The sequence below is a fragment of the Clostridium sp. YIM B02555 genome, assembly GCF_022320955.1.
Taxonomy (GTDB): Bacteria; Bacillota; Clostridia; order Clostridiales; family Clostridiaceae; genus Clostridium; species Clostridium saccharoperbutylacetonicum.
In genome coordinates this window covers 67005-89087 of record NZ_JAKJJY010000011.1, presented here as the reverse complement: position 1 = coordinate 89087, position 22083 = coordinate 67005, and the positions used below count along the sequence as shown (strand labels likewise).

Genomic DNA, 22083 nt, shown 5'->3' with positions numbered 1-22083 from the left:
AAATCACCTCTTTTTTATATCCACTGTATTTCCTACAGTATAACTAGATGGATTATCAAGAATTATCATTCCATCAGACAGATCTCCTTGAATTTCAACGTTAGCAGCTGCTTGTAGCCCTTCGGTTATTGGGATTTCTTTAACAACATACTTACCACCTTGATCTACTGCTGCATAAACTTCTGTTTTCCCATTTTTATTAAGAACTGCATCATATGGTATAGCATAAATATCAGATTTTTCATCAGTTATAATATTTACAACTGAATTCATTCCAACCTTAATTGCATCATTTTTACCTGTTAATTGTACTTTTACATTAAAGGTTACATCACTACTTGTAGAATTACTGCTACTAGAGCTAGATGTACTAGATTTTCCATTGCTTGTAGAAGTTGAGCTAGTATTTGCACTAGCTGCACTAGAAACTGGTTCAAAGCTAACAACTTGACCTTCAACAATGCTATTTCCACTTGCTGCTGTTGTCACTTCTGCCTTTTGTCCAACTTTTATTTTATTTATATCTGTTTCATCTACGGTTACATTTACTATTAAATTATTTAAATCTTGAACTACAAATAATGCTCCACTACTTTCTTGTCCAACTACTGCATTTATATTAGTTACAGTTCCATCAACTGGTGCTACTACTTCACGATTTTTTAATTGATCCTTTTTATTTTGTAACTGAAGTCTTGCACTGTGATCATTGGCATTTGCCTCTGCTGTTTCATAATCTGATTTTGCCTGAGCAAGATTTTGCTTTGCATTAACTTTTGCTGCTTCTAATGCAACTGAGCTCTTATCAGAAACCCCTTGTGCATTATCATAATCTGCTTTAGCTTTGTTTAATGTATCTTGAGATATTTGTCCATTTGACAGCATTGTTTTATCATATTCATACACCCTTTGCTTTTCTTCAAGATCAAGTTTTGCAGCAGCAAGAGCTTTTTCAGAATTTATTATATCAGTATTCAAGTTATTGTCATTTAAATATTGCAAATTATCATACTTCTGCTTTGCATTAGCTAAATTCAATTGAGCTTTTTGCTCACTAGAAGTAACACTTTGTTCATTTTGCGCAATATCTTGTTCTAATGTCGTAGTATCAATTGTAGCTAAAACATCACCTTTTTTCACAACATCTCCAATGCTAACATTTATACTTTGCACATTATAGGTAAAGTTTGAATAAACATTAGTGGAGTCACCACTTTTTATTGCACCTGAGGAACTAATTGTACTTTCAACCTTTGTTTTTTTAAGTGTTACATATCTGACATTAGTTTGAGTTTTGCTATTTTTATTTGAAATATAAACTTTAGCTCCTACGCCAGCAGCAACTAAAACTAATATTAATCCTACACTAATTATTATTTTTTTATTTTTCAATATTTTTTTAAACTTTTCGCTTCTAACTGCCAATTTTAATACCCTTCTTTCATTTCAATGTACTTTAAATACGCCAAGTAGCATGTATTTCTATCCTTAATAAATTGTGCTGTTTTTTTATCTAAATTTAATTTATTGTTTTCTAAATCATTTGCAGCTAAAAATCCATAATCTACTTGTATTTGTTGTGCCTTATATTCTGACTGTAATTCAATTATTTGATTGTAACTGTTTTTTATAGCATTATATTCGCTAATAAGAGTATTATATTGATTTTGAAAATCTGTTTTCGCCGTCATTTGAGCTTGTTCTAACGAGATATTCGCATTATCTAAATTGTAATTATAAAGAGTATCATTGTGGTCATTTAAATCGCTTTCCTCATTATTATAGTCTCTTAAATCATTATTTTCTTTAAGCTGAGATATATTATCATCTGCTTCTTGAATACTCAAATTATTTTCTAACATTTTATTTAAGTCATTTTCATAATTAATACTTTCTATTTTTTGAAAATCCTCGGTAACATCAACCTGAAATTCTACGTTATCTTCTTGAACACCAAGTTCATTACATAACTTGGTTTTTGCTAAGGCTTCAGCATTTTTATAATCATTTAAAGTATTATTTGATTGAGCTGTGTTTAATCCTGCTGTAACATTATCTTTTTTTGCAATAAAACCACTATCATATGCTATCTGATTTATATTTTTTGTTTTATTATCAATCTTAGTTTGATCTTCTTGTACATTTACATTAGATAAAGCAACTAGATAATTTAAATAATCAGTTTGAGCCTGATAAACTGCTGTTTCTATTTTGTCATTATAATCTTTTTGAGCTTTAAGATACTGAAACTTTAACGAAACAGAACTATTAAGTTCATTTTTGTAACTTTGTAAATTGCTTGTTAATTTAGTATAATCATCTGCATTTGTTTGTTTTCCAGTTATTGGATCATAAGTTGGTGTAAATGCACTTATATCACTTTGTGTATCGGTTATTTTTGTCCTTAATTCTGGTATTGTACCATTCTGATCTTTATTATAGTTATAGTTTTCTTTTGTTATTTTCAAATTATTATCAATTGTTTTCATATTCAAGCTATTTTCAATCATAATATCTTTGATATTATCTAAATTTACTTTTAACTTACCATTTACTGTTGTCGAATCATTTTCACTTGTGGTGCTAGTAGTTGTAGTATCTGCATATACACGGCTTGGACTTATTAATGCTTGACTAGATGTTAAAACCAATGTTATTATCAAAAATCCAATTAATTTCTTTTTCAACATTTTTCCTCCTCATATTTGTCGCTTTTCTAACATAATTATATATTTTTCTAATTTCCTTATATAATTATAAAATTACAATATTTACTTTAAATTGTTTCTCTAATTATAATTGGGTATTGTAACAGCCCTATTACACAATTCTAAACAAAATATAAACCAATGTTAAATTTATGTTAAATTATTTTTTTATTACAAAAAAAGTACAATTACCATTTTTATATTTTGATAATTGTACTTTCCCAAAGCTTAATGCTTATATTTAAAACAATTATAGTTAAATTGCTAAATATTGAATCTATATCCAGCGCCCCATACTGTTTCTATATATTGAGGATTACTACTATTTTGTTCAATCTTTTCTCTAATTCTATTAATATGTACTGTTACGGTTGAATTATCACCTACAGATTCTTCTCCCCAAATTCTATCTAACAATGTATCTTTTGAAAATACTATATTAGGATTTGAAGCTAAGAATAATAGTAATTCAAATTCCTTATTTGCGAGTCTTACTTCCTTTTCCTCTACATATACTCTTCTTGCTTTTAGTAATATTTTCACTCTACCTATTACTATTAAACTTTTATCAATATCATTGTTTTTCTCTATGGAAGTCAGCCTTTCATATCTTGCTATATGTGCATTTACTCTTGCTACAAGTTCACTAGGGTTAAACGGTTTTAGAATATAATCATCTGCACCAAGCCCAAGTCCTTGAATTATATATATATCTTCTTTTTTAGCTGTAACCATTAAAATAGGTATTTGTTTAACTGCTCTAATTTCTTGACAAACTTTAAAGCCATCCTTTCCAGGTAACATAACATCAAGCAATACTAAATCAAATTCTTCCATTAATGCTAATTTAGCTCCAAGAATTCCATCGTGCGCAATTTCTATTTTATATCCATTTATCTCAAGATAATCTTTTTCTAACTCTGCAATGCTTTCATCATCTTCAATAATTAATATTTTTTTCACCATATTTCCTCCAAATCAATGGTTAAATCTTATTTGAAGTAAGTGCCCTTTGCACTTCATTTATCAATTTTATATTTTATTTGCAAACTAATTCCTCTACTAATTTCTCATCAACACTCAAACTCTTTAAATCAATCTTTTCTGGATTAGTTAGCAAAGAGTAATCCTTAATCCATATGTTTCCATCTACAATTTTACATTCATTTATTTTTTCTGCATCATTTTTCTCATAGACTTCCTCTAACTCTTGAGTTTTAGTAAGAACCGCAATTCTTCTACAGGGTTCCTCCTGTTCACTATAGATATTAAAGAAACTATTATATGAATCAAAACTTTTCACTGACACAACTACCTTTAAAAACAAATTATACTTTTTTGCTGCTTCTATTGCATTTATATATTCTTTGTCCATTTTCTACACGCTCCACACATATTTGTATTCAAGCTATTATCTCATAAGGCTTTACTTATTACAATATTCACTATTAAAAGCTTTACTTTTAAGTTCAGCTATTTCTTCTTTCCTTAGATATCTCCATTTTCCATCTTCTAAATTATCTATGGTAATATTCATAATTCTGACCCTTTCAAGCCTGATCACTTTGTAACCTAAGGCTCCGCACATTTTGCGTATTTGCCTATTAAGTCCTTGTGTTAAAATAATTCTAAAGGATAAATCATCTATTTTTACAAGCTTGCAGGGTCTGGTTTTTATTTTATTTTTCTTAATAAGATTCTTCTCCGCTAATTCCTTTAAACTTACAAAATCAGTGAATTTTTCTGAATTAAATTCATTTATATTTTTATATACCCCTAAGGTATCCGATATCCTTTTTATTCCAGAACTCTCATCTACTGAAATTTCAACACCTTCAGACATTTTAGCAATAAATTCATCTTCAAATTTTCTATCAACAGTTACAATATACTCTTTTTCATGTAAATTTTCACATTCTAAAATTGCATTAGCTAATTCACCATCATTAGTCATTATTATAAGTCCCTGAGAGTCTTTATCTAGTCTTCCTACAGGAAAAACATATTCAGAATGCCCTAAAAAATCGATTATATTACCTTTGACATCATTTTGTGCTGTGCAGATAATTCCAACTGGTTTATTCATAGCAATATAAATTTTATCCTTTTTGTAAATAGGTTTATCATCAAGAAGTATTTTATCTACATCCTCCTCAATCCATTGTCCTAATACACATAGTTTACCATTTACTTTAATTCGCTTTTCTTCAATTAATTTATTAGTTTCTTTTCGTGAACAAATTCCATAATTGCTAAAAAGTTTATTTATTCTCATTAAATATCTTTATTCCTTCCTCAATATAAATCAATCATTCTACTATTTATCAAATAATATGCTTTTTATGAGTGCAAAAGCCTCTCTAGTATATGTAATAGGAATTAAATACCAAACAGTATCACTTGAATAATTATCAAAATATCCATAACCATTTTTCTTTGCTAAAATACTACTTCTTAATGCATGAAAGTCTGTTGTAATTATTTTTACGCTCACATCTTTTATATCTTTATGACTATTATTCTCTATTACTTTTTTTGAATATTTAAAATTCTCATTTGTATCTCTTGATTTATCTTCAATTAATATTTTGTTTTCATTTATTCCATTGTCAATTAAATATTTTTTCATTGCAAGAGATTCAGGCAGCTTTTCATCCGCACCTTGCCCTCCAGATAAAACCAAATATGAATCAGGATTTTCCTTGGAATATTTTATTGCTACATCAAGCCTGTCTTCAAGTATTAAACTAGGAGTTTCTCCATTGGCTAATCCAGCACCTAAAACAATAGCATAATCATCCTTTTTATCATTATGTTTAGGAAAAGCAACAATAACTATTTCAATACTAATAAAGCAAATAAGTAATACGACTAAAAGCTTTTTTATAATACTTAAGCCTTTTATTATAGCTTTATTTCTCATAATTTTTTCCTTAATGAAATTAAAGAATATTAATATAATTCCTAAAAATACTATTGGAACACTAAAGGCAATTTTAGTTCCGCTAATAAAATTAATGTAGATTACATAAATAAGTAAAAATATACCTAATATAATGCTCCAATTTTTTCTCATAAATCTCATCTCCTTCAAATTAGTCATGTCTTTATTAAGCTCATTATAACTAATTTTTGTAGCTTTATGCTTATATTTAGAGAAATTTATAGGATATGTAATAGATTCTTAATAGTTTGTAATAATATTGTTATACTTAATTTTTCACAAATAAATACACTCTTGCTAAACTAACTTTCAACAAAAGTGCATTTAATTGGGTATATAAATTATTTATTATTTAACAATTTACCAATTTCTTCATGCGTAAATTCATATTTTTTATTACAAAAATGACATACAACTTCTTCTGTTTTATTATCATCATATATTTCTTGAAGTGTTTCTTTACCAATAGATATCAGAGCTTTTTCTATTCTTCCTCTAGAACAATCACATTTATATTCTGGATTCATTGAATCTAATATTTTTAAATCCATTCCATCAAATATAAATTCTAAAATTTCTTCTATACTTTTGCCTTCACTTATTAAGGTTGAAATTGGAGGAATTTCTTGAAGTCTATAAGTTATTACATCAGCAAGAAGTTCATCTGCACCTGGCATCATTTGTACAATAAATCCCCCAGCTGCTTTTATTGATAAATCTGTATCAACTAATACACCTAGTGAAACAGCTGAAGGTGTTTGCTCAGATACTGTATAGTAAAAAGCTAAATCATCACCAATTTCACCAGTTTGTATTGGCACTTGTCCTATATATGGATCTTTTAATCCTAAATCTTTTATTACATAAAAAATTCCATTTGTTCCTATTGCTCCACCAACATCAAGTTTTCCTATATTATTTAATGGTCTTTCAATATATGGATTACCTATAACTCCCTTTACAGTTCCATCACTATGAGCTGTAACAGTAATTCCATTAATTTCACCACCACCATTTATCCTTAAGGTGATAACTTCCTTCTTATTCTTTAATGTAGCGCCCATTATAGCTCCTGCAGTAAGCATTCTTCCCAAAGCTGCTGATGCTACTGGAGTACAATCGTGTAGTTTTGCACCTTCATCTACTAATTCAGTTGTAATTCCTGCAATAATTCTTACCATTCCACCTTTTGCAGTTGCTCTTATTATTTTATCTTTTCCCATATCTTTATCTCCTACTTTATTAAGTTAATTATTTATTTATAGGTTCTAATTAATATTAGAAATCTAAGTTTAAGAAATCCTAAATTTCCTAATTAATTAAACATTTATAGTTTACTATTGATAATTGTCATCTAATAGCACTATTTTCCCACAACATAAAGAATTCTTTCAGAATTCTCTTTTACTTTTTCATTTGAATATCCTTCAAATTTATTCAGTATTTTAAATTGACATTTCTTTAAAATATCTTCAATATATTCTTCACTATAAGCTCTTTCAAAATGCTCTTCTTCAAACTTTTCATATAAATTATTTTCTTGTTTAACAAAAAATGTTAAAAACATATTTACAATATCATCTTCAAATGAATTTTCCCATGTGTAGAAAACATCGTCAGAACTATATGTATAAATATTATTGCCTAGTACTGTTGAAAGTTTATAATATGAATTAATATCAAAAATAAAAAGTCCATTTTCAGATAAATGCTCATTTACTTTTAAAAAATAATTTTCTAAAGCTTCAGTTTCTGTTATGTAATTTGTTGAATCAAGAACTGATGTTATTAGATCGAATTTTTTATTCAAGCTTAACTCACTCATATCCTGGCATATTACTTTTGCTTTGATCTTGTTCTTCTTGAATTTTTCAAAAGCCATATTTAACATTTCATCTGATAAATCTACAGCATATAGGCTATTAAAGTATTTTGCTACCTTTATTGCTACATTACCTGTTCCACAGGCTAAATCTAGATAATTGTCAAAATTCACATTGTTTTCTTTGCATAAATTCACTACTTTTTCTGCAATTTTATCATAATTAATATCTTCATATATTAATTCATCATAAATAGTTGCAAATTCTTTATATGCCATATACTTTAATCACGTCCTTAATTTTAAAATACTAATTCTTCTAATATATTATATCGTAATTCTTTACTTAGTCAAATTAGGCACATGAAAATAAATAGCATGTCAAGAATTGCTATGATTATTTTTCTTTTTTTCTCTTAGCCATAATTCCACCTATTCTACCAGTTTCTCCTGCTGATAAGCCTCCCCAGCCTTCTCTATTAACTTTATCCATTAAACCTAGCTCTTCCGCTATTTCATATTTAATTTTTTCTCGCAATTTTTCTTCTTCTGTAAGTTCCTTATTTGCTTTTAATTTTGCCTTTATTACTTTTTTCATAGTTCTATCTGCCATAACTTATTCCTCCAAATTTCAAAATCTACTATTGCTATTTTATCCTTATTATTTATATCTATTCTTATAAATTACTTTTCATAATTTTATAAATAATTATGTATAATTATTCACATAATCCTTGATTTTTCTTTGATAATGAAAAGAATTATTGATTAATGAATAGTTTTTTTCAAATTATTTTTCTCATTGACTTGATATTTATTCAATATTTAACTATAGTATTTGTATAAATAAAATTATTATAAATAAATTTAGGAGGGATTATTGTGTATAATGTTGCAATAGTTGGGGCTACTGGAAACGTAGGCAGAAAGTTTTTAGAAATCTTAGAAGAAAGAAACTTTCCAGTAAAAGATTTATATCTTTTCGCATCAAAAAGATCAGAAGGAAGTACTTTACCTTTTAAAGGAAAAGAATATGTGGTTGAAGAAACTTGTGAAAAGAATATAAAAGATAAAAAAATAGATTATGCACTATTTTCAGCTGGTGGGGATGCAAGTAAAGAATTTGCACCTGTTTTTGCTCAATATGGAGCTGTAGTAATTGACAATAGTAGTGCTTGGAGAATGGATCCTGAGGTACCACTAGTAGTACCTGAAGTTAACCCTGAAGATATCAAACTTCATAAAGGAATTATAGCTAATCCAAACTGTTCTACAATTCAAGCAATGCCAATCATGAAAGCTTTACATAACAAATATGGAATTAAGAGAATAGTATATTCTACTTACCAAGCAGTATCTGGAGCCGGTATCCAAGGTATAAGAGATTTAGAAGATGGAGTTAAAGGTGTAGCACCTAAGAAATTCCCATATCCTATAGCTGGTAATGTTTTACCTCATATAGATGTATTTTTAGAAGATGGTTATACTAAAGAAGAAGAAAAAATGATTAAAGAAACAAGAAAAATTCTTCATGAACCAGACTTAAGAATTACAGCTACTACTGCTAGAGTTCCAGTTCTTAACGGACATAGTGAAAGTATCAATGTTGAACTAAATTCTGAATTTGATATAAAAGATATTTTTGAATTATTAGGAAACACTCAAGGTGTAACTGTATATGATAATGTTAAGGAATTAAAATATCCAACAGCTCTTGAAGTTTCAGGTAAAGATGATGTATATGTTGGAAGAATCAGAAGAGATTTTAGTATTGACAATGGATTAAATCTATGGGTTGTTGGTGATAACATAAGAAAAGGAGCAGCTCTTAATGCTATCCAAATTGCAGAAATAATGATAAAGGACAACAAATAATTTAAGTAATTACGTTGGAGGAATCTAAATGTCAATCTTTCAAGGCTCAGCTGTAGCCATAGTTACCCCTTTTAATGAAACTGGAGTTGATTTCAAGAAACTTGAAGAGCTCTTAGAATGGCATGTAAAGGAAGGTACAGATGCAATTGTTATTTGTGGCACTACAGGTGAAGCTACTACAATGACAGAAAAAGAGATACAAGCTACGATTAAATTTACTGTTGATGTAATAAACAAAAGAATTCCTGTTATAGCTGGAACAGGCTCTAATAATACTGCTTCTGCCATTTCCATGAGTAAATATGCAGAAGCAGCTGGAGCTGATGGACTTCTTGTTATTACACCCTATTACAATAAAACCACTCAAAAGGGCTTGGTAAAACATTTTTCAGCTATCAATGCTGAAGTAAATACACCAATAATAATTTACAATGTTCCAAGTAGAACAGGAGTTAATGTAACTCCAAGCACTTTACTAGAACTTTCTAAATTAAATAATATTGTTGGAATAAAAGAAGCTAGTGGAAATATCAGTCAGGTTGTACAAATGAAGGCCTTATGCAAAGATTCTATTGATATATACTCTGGTAATGATGATCAAATAGTAGCTATTATGGCACTTGGTGGTAAAGGAGTTATTTCTGTATTAGCCAACATAATTCCTAACAAAGTCCATGAAATGGCTAAAAATTGTTTAAATAATAATTTCAAAGAAGCTTTAGATATTCAACTTGATACTTTAGCTTTAACAAATACTCTATTTGTAGAAACAAATCCGATCCCTATTAAAACAGCAATGAATCTTATAGGCTTTAAAGTTGGAGAGCTTAGACTTCCTCTTTGCGAAATGGAAGATAAAAATGAAGAACTTTTAAAAGCTGTTTTAAAAGAGAATAAATTAATGTAAGGTGATAAGATGATTAAAATAGTATTAAACGGCTGTTCAGGTAAAATGGGAAAAATGATTACTGACTGCTCTACTAAATTCAAAAATTTAGAAATAGTTGCTGGGATTGATAAGTTCCAAAGTAATGCACCCTACCCTATATTTGAAAATGCACAAGCTTTAAATCTTGAATATGATGTTTTATTAGATTTCTCAAGAGCCGAAGCTCTTAATGATTTATTAAACTTAACTGAAAAAACTCAAAAGCCATTAGTAATATGTTCTACTGGCTTTACACCAGAAGATATAGCACTAATAGATGAAAAAAGTAAAACTTTAAAATTATTTAGATCTGGCAATATGTCTTTTGGGATAAATTTAATAAGTTCTCTTTTAAAGAAAATCACTCCAATGCTTTATGGAAATTATGATATAGAAATAATCGAAAAACATCATAACCAAAAAGTTGATGCACCTAGCGGTACTGCATTAATGCTTGCAGACGCTGCTAAGGAATCTATAAAAGATACAACAACGTATGTTTATGGAAGAGAAGGCAATGCTAAAAGAGAAGAAAATGAAATTGGTATCCATGCTGTTAGAGGTGGTGGTATTATAGGCGATCACGAAGTTATCTTTGCTGGAACTGGTGAGGTAATTGAATTAACTCATAAAGCAATTTCAAGAGAAGTATTTGCAGTTGGTGCTTTAAAAGCCTGCGAATACATGGCTACTGTAACTAATCCAGGTCTTTATGATATGAATGATGTCATAGGGCTTGAATAATAAATTTGAACTTATAAAAAACAGAAGTGATACTTACATCACTTCTGTTTTTATATATTTATATATAACACTTATCAATTGTCAAATCCCACCTTAAATATAATCTATTCAGATTATTGAAAATGTAATATATTGTGTTATTTTATTTGGCATATTTATTAAATTCCGCAAATCTGCATTAATAAAAAAAATATTTTTTAATCGATACAATGTATGGGTATATTTTATAACTTCTAATAATAAAATTTATAAAAGTTATATATTTATGGAGGTTATCGAATGCTAGAATGTATCAAAAAAGCATTGGAAAGTGCACTTGGCAAAGGTATATATGATTTAATTAATTATTTGCTTGTTTTCGCACTTGGTGGAATCTCTGGTCTTATAACTCACTCTATTTCTATTAATAACAAATATTTGATGGATTATGCACCTATAATCACTATTACTTCTGTTATTTTAGTTGCTTTATTAGCATTAGTGATCTATAAAAAGGTTAGTCCTCTTCATAATTTCTATTTAGATATAGATTTTGATTATATATTTCTCGAAAAAAAGCTGACATATGAATATAATAGTCCAGAGGACATAACATATACAAAAAAATATAAAATTCTATTGCGTAAGAGCACTGATAGATTTCATGATAAATATAATTGGACCGGTGACAATAATCCTATTATTACAAGTTCAGATTCTCATAATAAAATTTTTTCTACAACAAGAAGAGATTCTTACCAACAATTTGAAGTCTATTTTGGTAAAAAGTTTAAAAAAGGAGAAATCATCGATTTAACTCTAATTTTTAAATTAACTGATAAAGAAATGAAAGCGTCACCATCTTTTTCTACAACAATTGTTGAACCTACAAAAAAACTAACATTAACAATTAAAATTAATAAAAAATATAGAACTGATTCTGCAATTTATGAGAAATTTCCTTCTACAGATAGCCGCATAGCTTTAGAAACGAAAGAGTATCATTTTCCTGATAATAGTGAAATTGAAGTAACAATTGATGATCCCAAAATGTTATTAGTTTATTCATTAAATTGGGAAAATCCAAATATAAAATAAATAAATTCTTGTTATAAGTAACAATATATTTGTCAATACTATAATATAAACAAATGCTTATTTTAAAATCTGAAAAACAAAGGGTGAAGTATTATGCATGACTAATATGAAAAAAAGGATAACCAATTAATGGTTATTCTTTAATTTTCAAATTGAGCTTATGTTCTATTACGATAATAGATTCTTCATTGACACTATTTATCATATAATTCTTCAAAGATTGGGTAGTTGACATTTTTAAATGGCCAATCTCTTTTTATCCAATTTTTAATGATTCTATACAAAAGTTCGTCTGTTATACTATTTCTTGTCCACATTGTAATTTCAGCATCATGATAATTGCTTGGATCAATATAAAGACATCCCAAACAGTTTTTATTTTCTAAATCAAATACAGTATAAGCAAACGCTACTCTTTCATCAAATTCTTTCTCGTGCCTTATTAAATCCATCTCATCTTCCTCGATTGTTAGATTATCAGCTGGCCATCCATTTGTATATTCTTCCGTATAAAGTTCATGAATATGCTCTTTAGCTTCCATAACTGCAATATAATCTTCTTTTAAATCTAATGCAGTTAGTTTACGTATAGTGAAATTTTCACTTATATGCTCAATAGGAACAATAAAATCATCTGGTACAAATTTATTTTTATTTTCCATTTTTACCTCCATTTACTTCTCTTAATTATAATAAATCTTCTTTAGTTATTTCTATTGATGGATAATGATCAAGCGTTGTCAAATCAGTATTAAGTGGAACACTATACACCATATAATACTTATCTGAATTCTCTTTATTATTTATTAATTCCTTCATCTTTTCTTCCGCCAAGTTTTTATCGGTAGTAGCATATACAACTGCTACTACTCCAACATTACAGTCATTTTTATTTTCAACATTCCCGCATAATATTAATTTTAACGGTGCTTCACCATTTAATCCTAATTCTACATATTGATCATATTCCATAATACAAACTCCTTTTCAAATTACATTATGATTTATAAATTTTGCTAAATACCATCTTACTTTTTGTATGTACTAGAACAAAAATCCATAACTTCTCGTCCATTTGTAAATCTCTTATACCTTTCACCACATTGTAGTAATTCTGTCATTAACAGCTTCTTTTCATTATTAAATTCAAAATGCCATTTTATATTCATCCATAAAAATTTTAAAGTTGGTTTGGTATTATAAGCTTCTCTTCCAAATCTCTGCCGAACCCATCGTCTTAAAATTCTATACAATCTTAATAAAGAATTTGTATCTAAAAAAATAATATATTCACTATATTCGTAGCGCTTTTTTAAAAGCTTTCTTGGTGAACCTTCAATTATCCAATTCTCACTTTCTAATATATCAAAAAAAAATTTTTCTATTTCATCATCCGTACGCCTAACATCACCTTTACTTGTTCTAATCCAAACAACATTATCTTGTTCATAACAAGGAATATGGAATTCTTTAGCTATCTTGTGTGCTAATGTAGTCTTACCACTTCCAACTGCTCCAATAATATCTATCTTCAAAATATCACCTCCATAAATAAGCACACAGTTTACACTTCAAAGCTACGTAATTCTTTTAATAATAATATCTACAACTTGTTCGATATTTAAATTATTTGTATTGATTTTTTCACCTTTTAATTTACATATAAACTTTATTAATCACAATTACTTTAATAGTTCCCTTTCAAATCCATGATTATATTTTTTTCAAAACAAACTGCTTCAGGTTTATTTACATACTTACCATAATTAGAGATACGATGATAACCATTTTTTTCGTAAAATCTTACTGCTCTTTCATTTATCAATCTAGTTTCAAGCCAAAGAGCAGAGTAACCCAACTTTTTTGCTCCATTCTCTAAGTAGTGCAAGATTTCACTTCCAACTCCAATTGCTTTTGTCTTTGCAAACATTCTTTTAACCTCAGCAACCTCTTCATTAATAGGTCGTATTGCTCCGCAACCTATTGCCTCCCCCTCTTCATTATATGCTACTACAAATAATGAACGAGGAACAGAAACATCATTTGAATTAAAAGAATTTTTTCCACTATCACCCGTTATAAATTCTAAACTCTTAGATAGTTCTTCCATTAAATTTATAGCATCTTGTGTATTCGCTTGAGTTTCTGTAATTTTCATTGTTGTACCTTCCTTTTATTAATCATGTTATTTTTATATATGGTTATACCGAAAATCTATCTCATACGTCCATTGGTAAAGTATCATTTTACTTTCTTTTAGAATAATCTGTGATACCTAATCTATTTCCAAATGGATCTTCAAATTCTACAGCCATTCCAGTCATAATTTGAAAAGGTTCAGATAAAAATGCAACACCATTTTCTTTTAATTTGTTATACTCATTTTCAACATTTTCAACTTCAAACCAAATTGTTGGTTTTATATTTGGAAATATATTTTCGTCTTTTAAAATAATTGCTGGTTCTTCATCACCAATATTAAAAGCAATCATTCCCTTTTTTGAAAAATCAAATTTTAACTGTAATCCTAAAATATTTTCATAATACTTTCGTGCCTCTTCTAAATTGCTTACTCCCATAAAAAAATTATCATAGTTTTTCATAATAAATTCCTCCTTAAATTTTTTCCTATTCATATATATAGATGCACTAAAAATATGAAAGTCACGCAACTTAATTAAAAAAATTTAAAATTAATTATTTAAAACCCAAATAACTCTTTCATACCATTCATCTGAAGGTTTCTTATCTGGTATATTTTTATATAAATAAATGATTTTATTACGAACATTATCATTAAAAGCATAATTTGATTCTTTATAATTTAGGGTTTTAACTAGTTTACTGTTCTTTTGTTTCACTTCATCTTGTAAATTTTCTTTTTTACTAGCAAACTCAATCCATGCTTCACAGCTACATGGATTTTTCACATCTAAAATATTGCAATGCTTATCAAAAAAAGAAGAAAGATTCATATGAGCACGATAAAGAAGTCCCTTTGTGGCACTTTTTGATATATTTAATATCTCTGATACTTCTTCTAATGATAAACCAAACATATCTACAAGGGAAAAAGCTATTCTTTGATTCAGGGTAAGAAGCCGTGCCATAGCAAGAAAACACCCATTTTGTAATTCGCTTATTGACTCTTTTACAATAACTTCATCTTCTGGTTTAGTATATGTATTTATATAAAGATTACCTTCCTGTTCAAGGATTTCAATTTCATCATAAAGAAGTTCCATATGATTGTTTTTTTGTCTCTCATTCATTAAGAAATTATTTAAACATATTCTACGTAGCCAAGATTTAATTGCATCAGGATTTTTTAGAGTATCAATTTTTTCCCATGCTCTTATAAAAGTTTCTTGACATAAATCCTCTGCCGTATTTGGATGGCATGATAATTTAAGAGCATAGTTGTATATATATGTTCCATAGTTATATATTAACTCATCAGCATTCATTATTTTCACCTTTCTCTTATATACTAATTACTTCATCAAAATCTATAACTGAAATCCATCACTCTAACACAAGAGCAACTTTTATGATTTCTAAATTATATTTTAAATCATCTTCACCACGCACAATAATTTGTTTACATTTGATCAATTTTTGCCATTGGTCATGTTTTAACTTACTCCTCATATTAATATCCCCAGTATCATAAGCTGTTGCCCATTCAATAAATTCAATATGATTTTGATACATGTCTCCACCTATCTCAATACGTGAGCCAAAATGTTTCTTTTCTCTCTCCTTTAGGCGATCAATTCGAATATTTTTATCTGTAACCACACGAACTGCTAATGTGAAATATGGAATTAAGTCATCACCCCAATCTACCATTGAACCAGAAATAACAACTTTATCTGAATGTAAAATATCTTTTTTCATCATTTGAATCCGTTCTTCTATTTTTCTTTTTTGTGTGTACTCAGGATTCGTTTTGATCCAGAAATAATCATCTGTATCCATAAATGTATATCCTAATTGTTCTGATATGAATTTACCTAATGTAGTTGTTCCTGAACCTGATGCTCCATATATGTGAATTACGCTTGGATACATAGTTTTCTCCTTTACAAATTAATGTTCATTTACTAACAAAACTTAAACTATAAAGAACCTATTAATCTTTAAGTACGTTAATTACGGTTAACGTAAGCTATTATTGATTCAACATTCTTTCTTAATGTATAATCAACTGGTTTATCATAAACAGAAAGCATACCTATTTCATCATTTGATAATTCTCCTTGTTTTTTATGTTTTATTTTCCATTTTAGTAATGTCATTAAGAATTTGTCAAAAGCGTTCAATTTACTATAATTAAATCCACCTCTTAAATAAAAAAACTTAATATATTTTTGTTCTTCTGGAGTAAAATTTTTATCTGTAACCTCTTTTATCGCATCTTTCCTTGCTGGTGATGCCCCTGTTGCAAAAACTATTACCTTTTTGTCTTTAAGCTTATTAATATTTTTTGTTATTAATTTTACTCCAATAATACCTACTGCATATAAACTGCCGCCATAAATTATGGTATCATATTGAGTCAGTATATCGATATTAACCTTTGACACTTCAAAAAGATCAGCAGATAAATCTTCTGTAATCCATTGTGCATATTTCTTTGTAAAACCTGTTTTAGACTTATATACTACTATTGTTTTCATTATGTACCTCCACCCCTTACTTCAATCATATAGTTTCCATTCTTATTCAGACTTGGCACATCATTTAATCATAACTAGAACAAGTCTACTTTATATATTAATTAATTTTATTTTCAATAACCTCTGCTCCATTATTAGTGCCAACAATAATGTACTTACACATATTAATAAATAATCCAGTTTCTAAGGCTCCTATTATTCCATTAACTTTCTCACTAACATCAATAATATCAATTGGTTTTCCTATATGCAAATCAACTATATAATTACCATTGTCAGTTATATAAATATTGGCACCTTTCCTCCTTAATTTAGGATTTAAAGAATATGTTTCTAATTTCTTGATAACTTGTGTATATCCATAAGGTAATACTTCAATTGGTAATGGAAAAGCTCCAATGCTATCAACTAATTTACTATCATCCATTATCCATATTACTTCATTTGCTAAGTTAGCAACTATTTTTTCTCTAAATAATGCCCCTCCACCACCTTTAATTGCATTGAAATTTTTATCTATTTCATCTACACCATCAATACATAAGTCAATTCTATCTACTTCATCTATTTCTACTAAAGGAATATGTAATTCTTTTGCTAAATTCTCTGTGCTTCTTGAAGTTGCAATTGCCTTCAAATTCATACCATTTTGAACTAACTCGCCTACCTTTTTAATCATATGATATGATGTCGAACCCGTTCCCAATCCTAGTATCATTCCATCTTTTATATATTCCGCCGCTTTTTCTCCTGCCACTCTTTTTAGTTCCATACATACCTCCAAAATATCTTTGTGACTAATATATTATTTTTCTTGAAGTATTTTTAAATATTCTGGTACTTCAAGGTAATTATAATATTTTTTTAGAACATGTAATTCAAGTTCAATACCATCATTCCCTATTGAGGTTTCCTCATACATAAATTACCCATTATTTTCATCCATAGCTATCCCTCCATTAATAAAAAAGCAAGAACCTAATATACCAAATCTAAAATATTCAAAGTAACTGATATATTACTTTAAATATCTTCCATTTTAAATGTTACATTTTTTAAATGACGATAATAGTTTCCCCATTCTGACGTAAAACATAATACGGTATAATCAGGATCATCTACGCCTAATGGATAATAAACTTCACAGCCATCAGTCCACAACAGTTCCTTAGATGCTCTATCCTGTAATATTTCAATTGTACCAATTAGCCTAAGTCCTGCAAAGTTATTATCGTCAACAAAATATAAGCACATCTTATTATCATCTTTTAAGCGTTCTACCATTTTTGTAGAAGTGTTTGTACTAAGCCAAAATTTCTTTAACCCATCATGTTTTAATCTCATCATTGCTTTTATATTAGGATAACCATTTTCTCCATTTGTCCCAACCATCACAATTTTCGAATCCTCCACTAACTGGTTACTTTCAATAATAACAATTTCATCTATCATTCCCAAGACCTCCTTATATAACATTATTAATTAGAAATAGATTGTACTATTCCTTGTTTCAATTACTTTCTAAATTACTAACCACTTAGACCAAATTTAATCATTTTATGATTTATATATAATTAATAATATCCGTGAAATTAGAAATTATAATATCAGGCTTTTTGGGTAATTCATCCAAATTGCCCATTCCTCCCCATCCTTGTTTCACCCATATAGTTTTCATTCCTATTTTTATTGCTGGTGTAATATCATTATCTAATCTATCTCCAATCATATATGCATTACTAGGGCAACAATTTGCTCTATTTAATGCAATATTAAAGATTTTTAAATCTGGTTTTGAAGTTTTTTCTTCAGCAGAAGTTACTATTAGATCAAAGAAACACCTTATTCCTAGATTAGAGAGCCTTTTCTCTGTACCAAGAACTTGATTTGCTATTATCCCCAATTTAAATCTTTGGTGCAGTAACTCAAGCACCTCATAAGTACCTTCATATAGCTTTTCATAATCACAATTCCACTTCACTTTATTTAGTCCAAATTCTTTTAAAGTACATTTATATGCATCTTTATTTTGCGTAGCATAAAAATTCATTCTCGATACAAATTCGTCTCTAAAAGGTACTTTTTCTTGTTTTAAAGTCTCCTTTATTCTATACTTATCACATTGCTCTTCATCAACCAATGCAGATCCAATATCCATGAATAACCATTCCATCAAATACTCACATCCTCAAATTCAAATTGAGCAAAACGCTCCATGTTCTTTGAAGCTACTGAAATCTCCAATAATTTTTCATAATTTCCAATACCAATAAGCGATTCATTCCATGGTTTAAGATCTTCGTGGCGTAACGCAATCTTGTTAAAAACTATTAAAATAGTTAATTTCTTTCTATAAACTCTTCTATTTTATCGTATGATTCAATTACTACACCATTCTCTTCAATTGTTTTCACAAAAGTCTTTTGTATTTCCATAGCTCTCTCTTTAAATTGATTTAAATGTCTTGAATCATAATAACTCATTAAATCGAATTTATTCAAACCATTTTCTCTTGCAGCCTCATTCAATGTTCGTTGAAGACTTGTCCCCGAAATATATGCAAGATTAATATCTCCACTATCACAACATATATAGATTTTATTCCAAGTAGAAATAATTTCTTGGTAAAGTTCTGCAAGAGCTTCATAATTTGCTTTATTTTCTTCCTTATTTGCTTTTTCAGTTTTGCTATCCAAAAATTCTTGTGTATTTTTTATAATTTTGTAACAATATTTTTTGAGCTGAAATTCTAAATCAGCTTTTATAACTGATTCATACAGTAAAATGAAGTCCTTTGGAGTTACCTCCATATTTTTCAAATCCTCTATCTGTTTCTTTACTCCTCTACTAAAATAAGTTTGGTTTGAATATGCCACAATATCTGCTAAAGACAAAATTATATGACCAGCAATTGTTCTCAATTCACACATATTATCTTCAAAAATCATAGTTTTATATAAATCTTCTACTCTTCCCATCTTCTTAGATGCTTTATCCAACATAAACACTTTATTACTTAAATTTTTCTTTAACTTATTCTGTAATTCTTTAAATCTTGTTTTGTCAGCATCTGAATTGCAATAGAGAATCTTGACGTTTGCTATACATGGTAACAAAACTTCATTAACTTCTGCAATTCCTTCAATACGTTCCCATGACATCGGAAACAAGTCAAAACCTACGCCTTCTACTATAAATGTTTTAGTCAATTTATATGCGCGTTCTGTCTTTGGTATAAAATAGAAGTCTACATCTGAAAGCGGATTATCAGTTCCATTTTCATAGGAGCCATAAAAAAGTAAAAGGCTTACATCATCCTTAAAATCTGTTTCTATTTTTTTTATTGCCCATTCAATAATCATATCATTTCTTTTATTCATAAATTTCTCCCTTCGCAAATTCTAAAACGCTATTGTCTAGAGCAACACAAACTTTGTATTCGTCAATTTCATGTGTTTGTTATTTTGATTCTCCATCTGAATAATACGTCCTTAAAGCCAAATAATTGTAAATCTAAATACCATGTAATTCGAACTTCATCATCATATTATATCCATAATTTTTTTTACAATCTCCTCTACGCAAATACTGCCATCAATAACATAATCGGAATTTGGCAGAATAATGTTTAACATTTCTTCATATGCAATTCTCGAATATTTTAAATAAAAAATCATTTCTTCCCTGATTTCATCCCCAGTGGAATTGTGCATATCCCGTAACACGCGTCTTGCCATTGCAATATCTAAAGGGGTATTAATGAAAATAGCACAACCTATAAATGGTTTAATCAAATCATTTTTATATGCAAATGGATAATAATTTTTTCATTCTCATAAATTTACAATTCATATTAAGTTAATCATAGCATATTTTGTAAATACAATACATTATATCTTCCTTAATTTTCTCTTAATTCACTAATAAGTAAACATAAAGGTAAAAAAACGCCAATCATTTATGATTAGCGCTTTTTCTAATTAATTATTTTTCTAAATTCCATATGTGAATATTTCTACGAAAGATTATGCATGTTAATACACCCAAAATGCCAAGAATAAAAAACAATAATGCTGCACCTGAACCCTTTCCTGTTCCAAATATCATTGCCAGAAATCCACTTGATGGCTGATATAACATAAAAGGTTCAAATACTTTATCAACTAATATACCACCTAAAAAATATCCTATTGGGATTGTGAAAAATTGCAATGTATTCCTTACAGAATAAACTCTTCCCTGTATATCAATTGGAATATAGCTTCTTAATAATACATCCATATTGGTCCCCATAATAGGAATAGCAATCCAACCTAAAACTGCTCCAACACACCATATTGGCACGGTATTCCCAAAGGCAAGAAAAAAGTTTTCAGTACTCATTGAAAGCAATAAAGCATTACAAATCACTCGAACACGACTTTTAGGGGCTGGTAAAATAGATGCCACAATACTGCCAACGAGCATAGCACTTCCTGTGACTGTATTAATAATACCAAGTGCAACCTCACCACCTCCAGCTCTTGATAAAATCATAGCAGGCAAAGTTGCATTGAATATAGAAGCTGTAAAATTAATTGCTGCTAAAAACAAGATCAAATCTAAAATTCCCCGGTTATGTTTTAGAAAACTAAGTCCACTTTTTACTGAAGATAACATAGATTCTTTCTTTGTATTTTCATTTTCTACTTTTGGTATTTTCACAAAACATAGCAAAGAAATAAAAGCAATACCAAAAGTTAATAGATCAAATGCAATAACTACCTGCATATTAGTTAGTGTCAACAATGCTGTTGCAATAATTGGTGTCATTATAGTTATTAAAGAATTTGAAAATGAACGCATTCCACTTACCTTTTGATAATGTTTTTTGGGCGTAAGAATACTAATTGTTACATCTGCAGCAGGCTGCTGAATTGTATTCATTAGGCCATTTAATGCATTTAAGCAATAAATATGCCATATCTCCAGCCTATTTGTTTTAAGTAGGATTAATACTACAATCGTACATAAAGCTGCAAAACTATCGCTTACAAGTATTGTTATTTTTTTATTCCATTTATCACTCAATGCTCCTGCAAATATGCTCATAATTACATATGGTAAATACGTACAAACAGAAAGCATGGCCGTTATTAAAGCCGAGCCATGTTGTTGATATGACCATATAATTAAAGCAAAATTGGTCATAGAACTACCTAACTCTGAAAGTGATTGTGTAATCCATAAAATTAAAAAACTGTGAAGTTCCTTTATACTATTCTTAAATAAATTCATATTGACTTTGCTCCTTTTATTTTGAT

27 protein-coding genes are annotated in these 22083 nt (G+C 28.5%); 4 read left to right on the top strand and 23 right to left on the bottom strand.

The window, feature by feature from the left end:
* Nucleotides 1-3: 3 nt before the first annotated feature.
* The 9 genes from L3B98_RS16135 to L3B98_RS16095 form a co-directional block, all read right to left on the bottom strand.
* Nucleotides 4-1425 carry an efflux RND transporter periplasmic adaptor subunit gene (locus L3B98_RS16135; protein ID WP_238917500.1) on the bottom strand — a complete coding sequence of 474 codons (1422 nt, stop codon included), beginning with the start codon at nucleotides 1423-1425 and terminating at the stop codon, nucleotides 4-6.
* Between the two features lie 2 nt (nucleotides 1426-1427).
* On the bottom strand, nucleotides 1428-2687 hold the full coding sequence (locus L3B98_RS16130; RefSeq protein ID WP_173696425.1) for a TolC family protein: 1260 nt from the start codon (nucleotides 2685-2687) through the stop codon (nucleotides 1428-1430).
* 285 nt (nucleotides 2688-2972) lie between these two features.
* Nucleotides 2973-3671, bottom strand: a complete 699-nt coding sequence (locus L3B98_RS16125) for a response regulator transcription factor (RefSeq protein WP_077363780.1) — start codon at nucleotides 3669-3671, stop codon at nucleotides 2973-2975.
* A 76-nt stretch (nucleotides 3672-3747) separates the two neighbouring features.
* A complete protein-coding gene (locus L3B98_RS16120) occupies nucleotides 3748-4083 on the bottom strand; it encodes a hypothetical protein (RefSeq protein ID WP_077363782.1) in 336 nt (111 codons plus the stop codon).
* Between the two features lie 51 nt (nucleotides 4084-4134).
* Nucleotides 4135-4983 carry a pseudouridine synthase gene (locus tag L3B98_RS16115; protein WP_238917499.1) on the bottom strand — a complete coding sequence of 283 codons (849 nt, stop codon included), beginning with the start codon at nucleotides 4981-4983 and terminating at the stop codon, nucleotides 4135-4137.
* A gap of 42 nt (nucleotides 4984-5025) precedes the next feature.
* The gene (locus L3B98_RS16110; protein WP_077363786.1) at nucleotides 5026-5784 is read right to left on the bottom strand and encodes a YdcF family protein; all 759 of its coding nucleotides are present in this window, start codon (nucleotides 5782-5784) and stop codon (nucleotides 5026-5028) included.
* Nucleotides 5785-5993: 209 nt separating this feature from the next.
* Entirely contained in the window at nucleotides 5994-6875 is an 882-nt protein-coding gene (gene hslO / locus L3B98_RS16105; RefSeq protein WP_077363788.1) for an Hsp33 family molecular chaperone HslO, read from the bottom strand.
* A 140-nt stretch (nucleotides 6876-7015) separates the two neighbouring features.
* The gene (locus tag L3B98_RS16100) at nucleotides 7016-7753 is read right to left on the bottom strand and encodes a class I SAM-dependent methyltransferase (RefSeq protein ID WP_015393468.1); all 738 of its coding nucleotides are present in this window, start codon (nucleotides 7751-7753) and stop codon (nucleotides 7016-7018) included.
* 118 nt (nucleotides 7754-7871) lie between these two features.
* Entirely contained in the window at nucleotides 7872-8087 is a 216-nt protein-coding gene (locus tag L3B98_RS16095; protein WP_077363792.1) for a small, acid-soluble spore protein, alpha/beta type, read from the bottom strand.
* Between the two features lie 269 nt (nucleotides 8088-8356).
* Between L3B98_RS16095 and L3B98_RS16090 the strand changes: the two genes are divergently transcribed.
* The 4 genes from L3B98_RS16090 (at nucleotide 8357) to L3B98_RS16075 (ending at nucleotide 12098) form a co-directional block, all read left to right on the top strand.
* Complete coding sequence (locus L3B98_RS16090) at nucleotides 8357-9349, top strand: aspartate-semialdehyde dehydrogenase (RefSeq protein ID WP_015393470.1); 993 nt, start codon at nucleotides 8357-8359, stop codon at nucleotides 9347-9349.
* Between the two features lie 28 nt (nucleotides 9350-9377).
* Entirely contained in the window at nucleotides 9378-10256 is an 879-nt protein-coding gene (gene dapA, locus L3B98_RS16085) for a 4-hydroxy-tetrahydrodipicolinate synthase (RefSeq protein WP_077363794.1), read from the top strand.
* Nucleotides 10257-10265: 9 nt separating this feature from the next.
* On the top strand, nucleotides 10266-11021 hold the full coding sequence (gene dapB, locus L3B98_RS16080; protein WP_238917498.1) for a 4-hydroxy-tetrahydrodipicolinate reductase: 756 nt from the start codon (nucleotides 10266-10268) through the stop codon (nucleotides 11019-11021).
* A gap of 279 nt (nucleotides 11022-11300) precedes the next feature.
* Entirely contained in the window at nucleotides 11301-12098 is a 798-nt protein-coding gene (locus L3B98_RS16075) for a hypothetical protein (RefSeq protein WP_238917497.1), read from the top strand.
* Nucleotides 12099-12292: 194 nt separating this feature from the next.
* On the opposite strand, the gene L3B98_RS16070 is transcribed toward L3B98_RS16075, so the two are convergent.
* From L3B98_RS16070 to L3B98_RS16005, 14 genes are all read right to left on the bottom strand, one after another.
* Entirely contained in the window at nucleotides 12293-12760 is a 468-nt protein-coding gene (locus L3B98_RS16070) for a hypothetical protein (RefSeq protein WP_238917496.1), read from the bottom strand.
* A 25-nt stretch (nucleotides 12761-12785) separates the two neighbouring features.
* A complete protein-coding gene (locus tag L3B98_RS16065) occupies nucleotides 12786-13070 on the bottom strand; it encodes a hypothetical protein (RefSeq protein WP_238917495.1) in 285 nt (94 codons plus the stop codon).
* 56 nt (nucleotides 13071-13126) lie between these two features.
* Nucleotides 13127-13633: a DNA topology modulation protein FlaR gene (locus L3B98_RS16060; RefSeq protein ID WP_238917494.1), complete on the bottom strand. Its 507-nt coding sequence runs from the start codon at nucleotides 13631-13633 to the stop codon at nucleotides 13127-13129.
* A gap of 152 nt (nucleotides 13634-13785) precedes the next feature.
* On the bottom strand, nucleotides 13786-14256 hold the full coding sequence (locus L3B98_RS16055) for a GNAT family N-acetyltransferase (protein WP_015393477.1): 471 nt from the start codon (nucleotides 14254-14256) through the stop codon (nucleotides 13786-13788).
* 88 nt (nucleotides 14257-14344) lie between these two features.
* On the bottom strand, nucleotides 14345-14701 hold the full coding sequence (locus L3B98_RS16050) for a VOC family protein (RefSeq protein WP_015393478.1): 357 nt from the start codon (nucleotides 14699-14701) through the stop codon (nucleotides 14345-14347).
* Nucleotides 14702-14791: 90 nt separating this feature from the next.
* A complete protein-coding gene (locus tag L3B98_RS16045) occupies nucleotides 14792-15565 on the bottom strand; it encodes an RNA polymerase sigma factor (protein ID WP_238917493.1) in 774 nt (257 codons plus the stop codon).
* Nucleotides 15566-15623: 58 nt separating this feature from the next.
* A complete protein-coding gene (locus tag L3B98_RS16040; protein WP_238917492.1) occupies nucleotides 15624-16172 on the bottom strand; it encodes an AAA family ATPase in 549 nt (182 codons plus the stop codon).
* A 77-nt stretch (nucleotides 16173-16249) separates the two neighbouring features.
* Entirely contained in the window at nucleotides 16250-16780 is a 531-nt protein-coding gene (locus L3B98_RS16035) for a flavodoxin domain-containing protein (protein WP_238917491.1), read from the bottom strand.
* A 97-nt stretch (nucleotides 16781-16877) separates the two neighbouring features.
* Complete coding sequence (gene rpiA / locus L3B98_RS16030; RefSeq protein WP_238917490.1) at nucleotides 16878-17552, bottom strand: ribose-5-phosphate isomerase RpiA; 675 nt, start codon at nucleotides 17550-17552, stop codon at nucleotides 16878-16880.
* Between the two features lie 251 nt (nucleotides 17553-17803).
* Nucleotides 17804-18232 (bottom strand): pyridoxamine 5'-phosphate oxidase family protein, encoded by a 429-nt coding sequence (locus L3B98_RS16025; protein ID WP_238917489.1) that lies wholly within the window; start codon nucleotides 18230-18232, stop codon nucleotides 17804-17806.
* A gap of 112 nt (nucleotides 18233-18344) precedes the next feature.
* The gene (locus tag L3B98_RS16020; protein WP_238917536.1) at nucleotides 18345-18953 is read right to left on the bottom strand and encodes an HAD-IA family hydrolase; all 609 of its coding nucleotides are present in this window, start codon (nucleotides 18951-18953) and stop codon (nucleotides 18345-18347) included.
* A gap of 166 nt (nucleotides 18954-19119) precedes the next feature.
* The gene (locus L3B98_RS16015; protein WP_238917488.1) at nucleotides 19120-20160 is read right to left on the bottom strand and encodes a hypothetical protein; all 1041 of its coding nucleotides are present in this window, start codon (nucleotides 20158-20160) and stop codon (nucleotides 19120-19122) included.
* 162 nt (nucleotides 20161-20322) lie between these two features.
* Nucleotides 20323-20574 carry a hypothetical protein gene (locus tag L3B98_RS16010; RefSeq protein ID WP_238917487.1) on the bottom strand — a complete coding sequence of 84 codons (252 nt, stop codon included), beginning with the start codon at nucleotides 20572-20574 and terminating at the stop codon, nucleotides 20323-20325.
* A 190-nt stretch (nucleotides 20575-20764) separates the two neighbouring features.
* Nucleotides 20765-22057 (bottom strand): MFS transporter, encoded by a 1293-nt coding sequence (locus L3B98_RS16005; protein ID WP_238917486.1) that lies wholly within the window; start codon nucleotides 22055-22057, stop codon nucleotides 20765-20767.
* Nucleotides 22058-22083 lie beyond the last annotated feature (26 nt).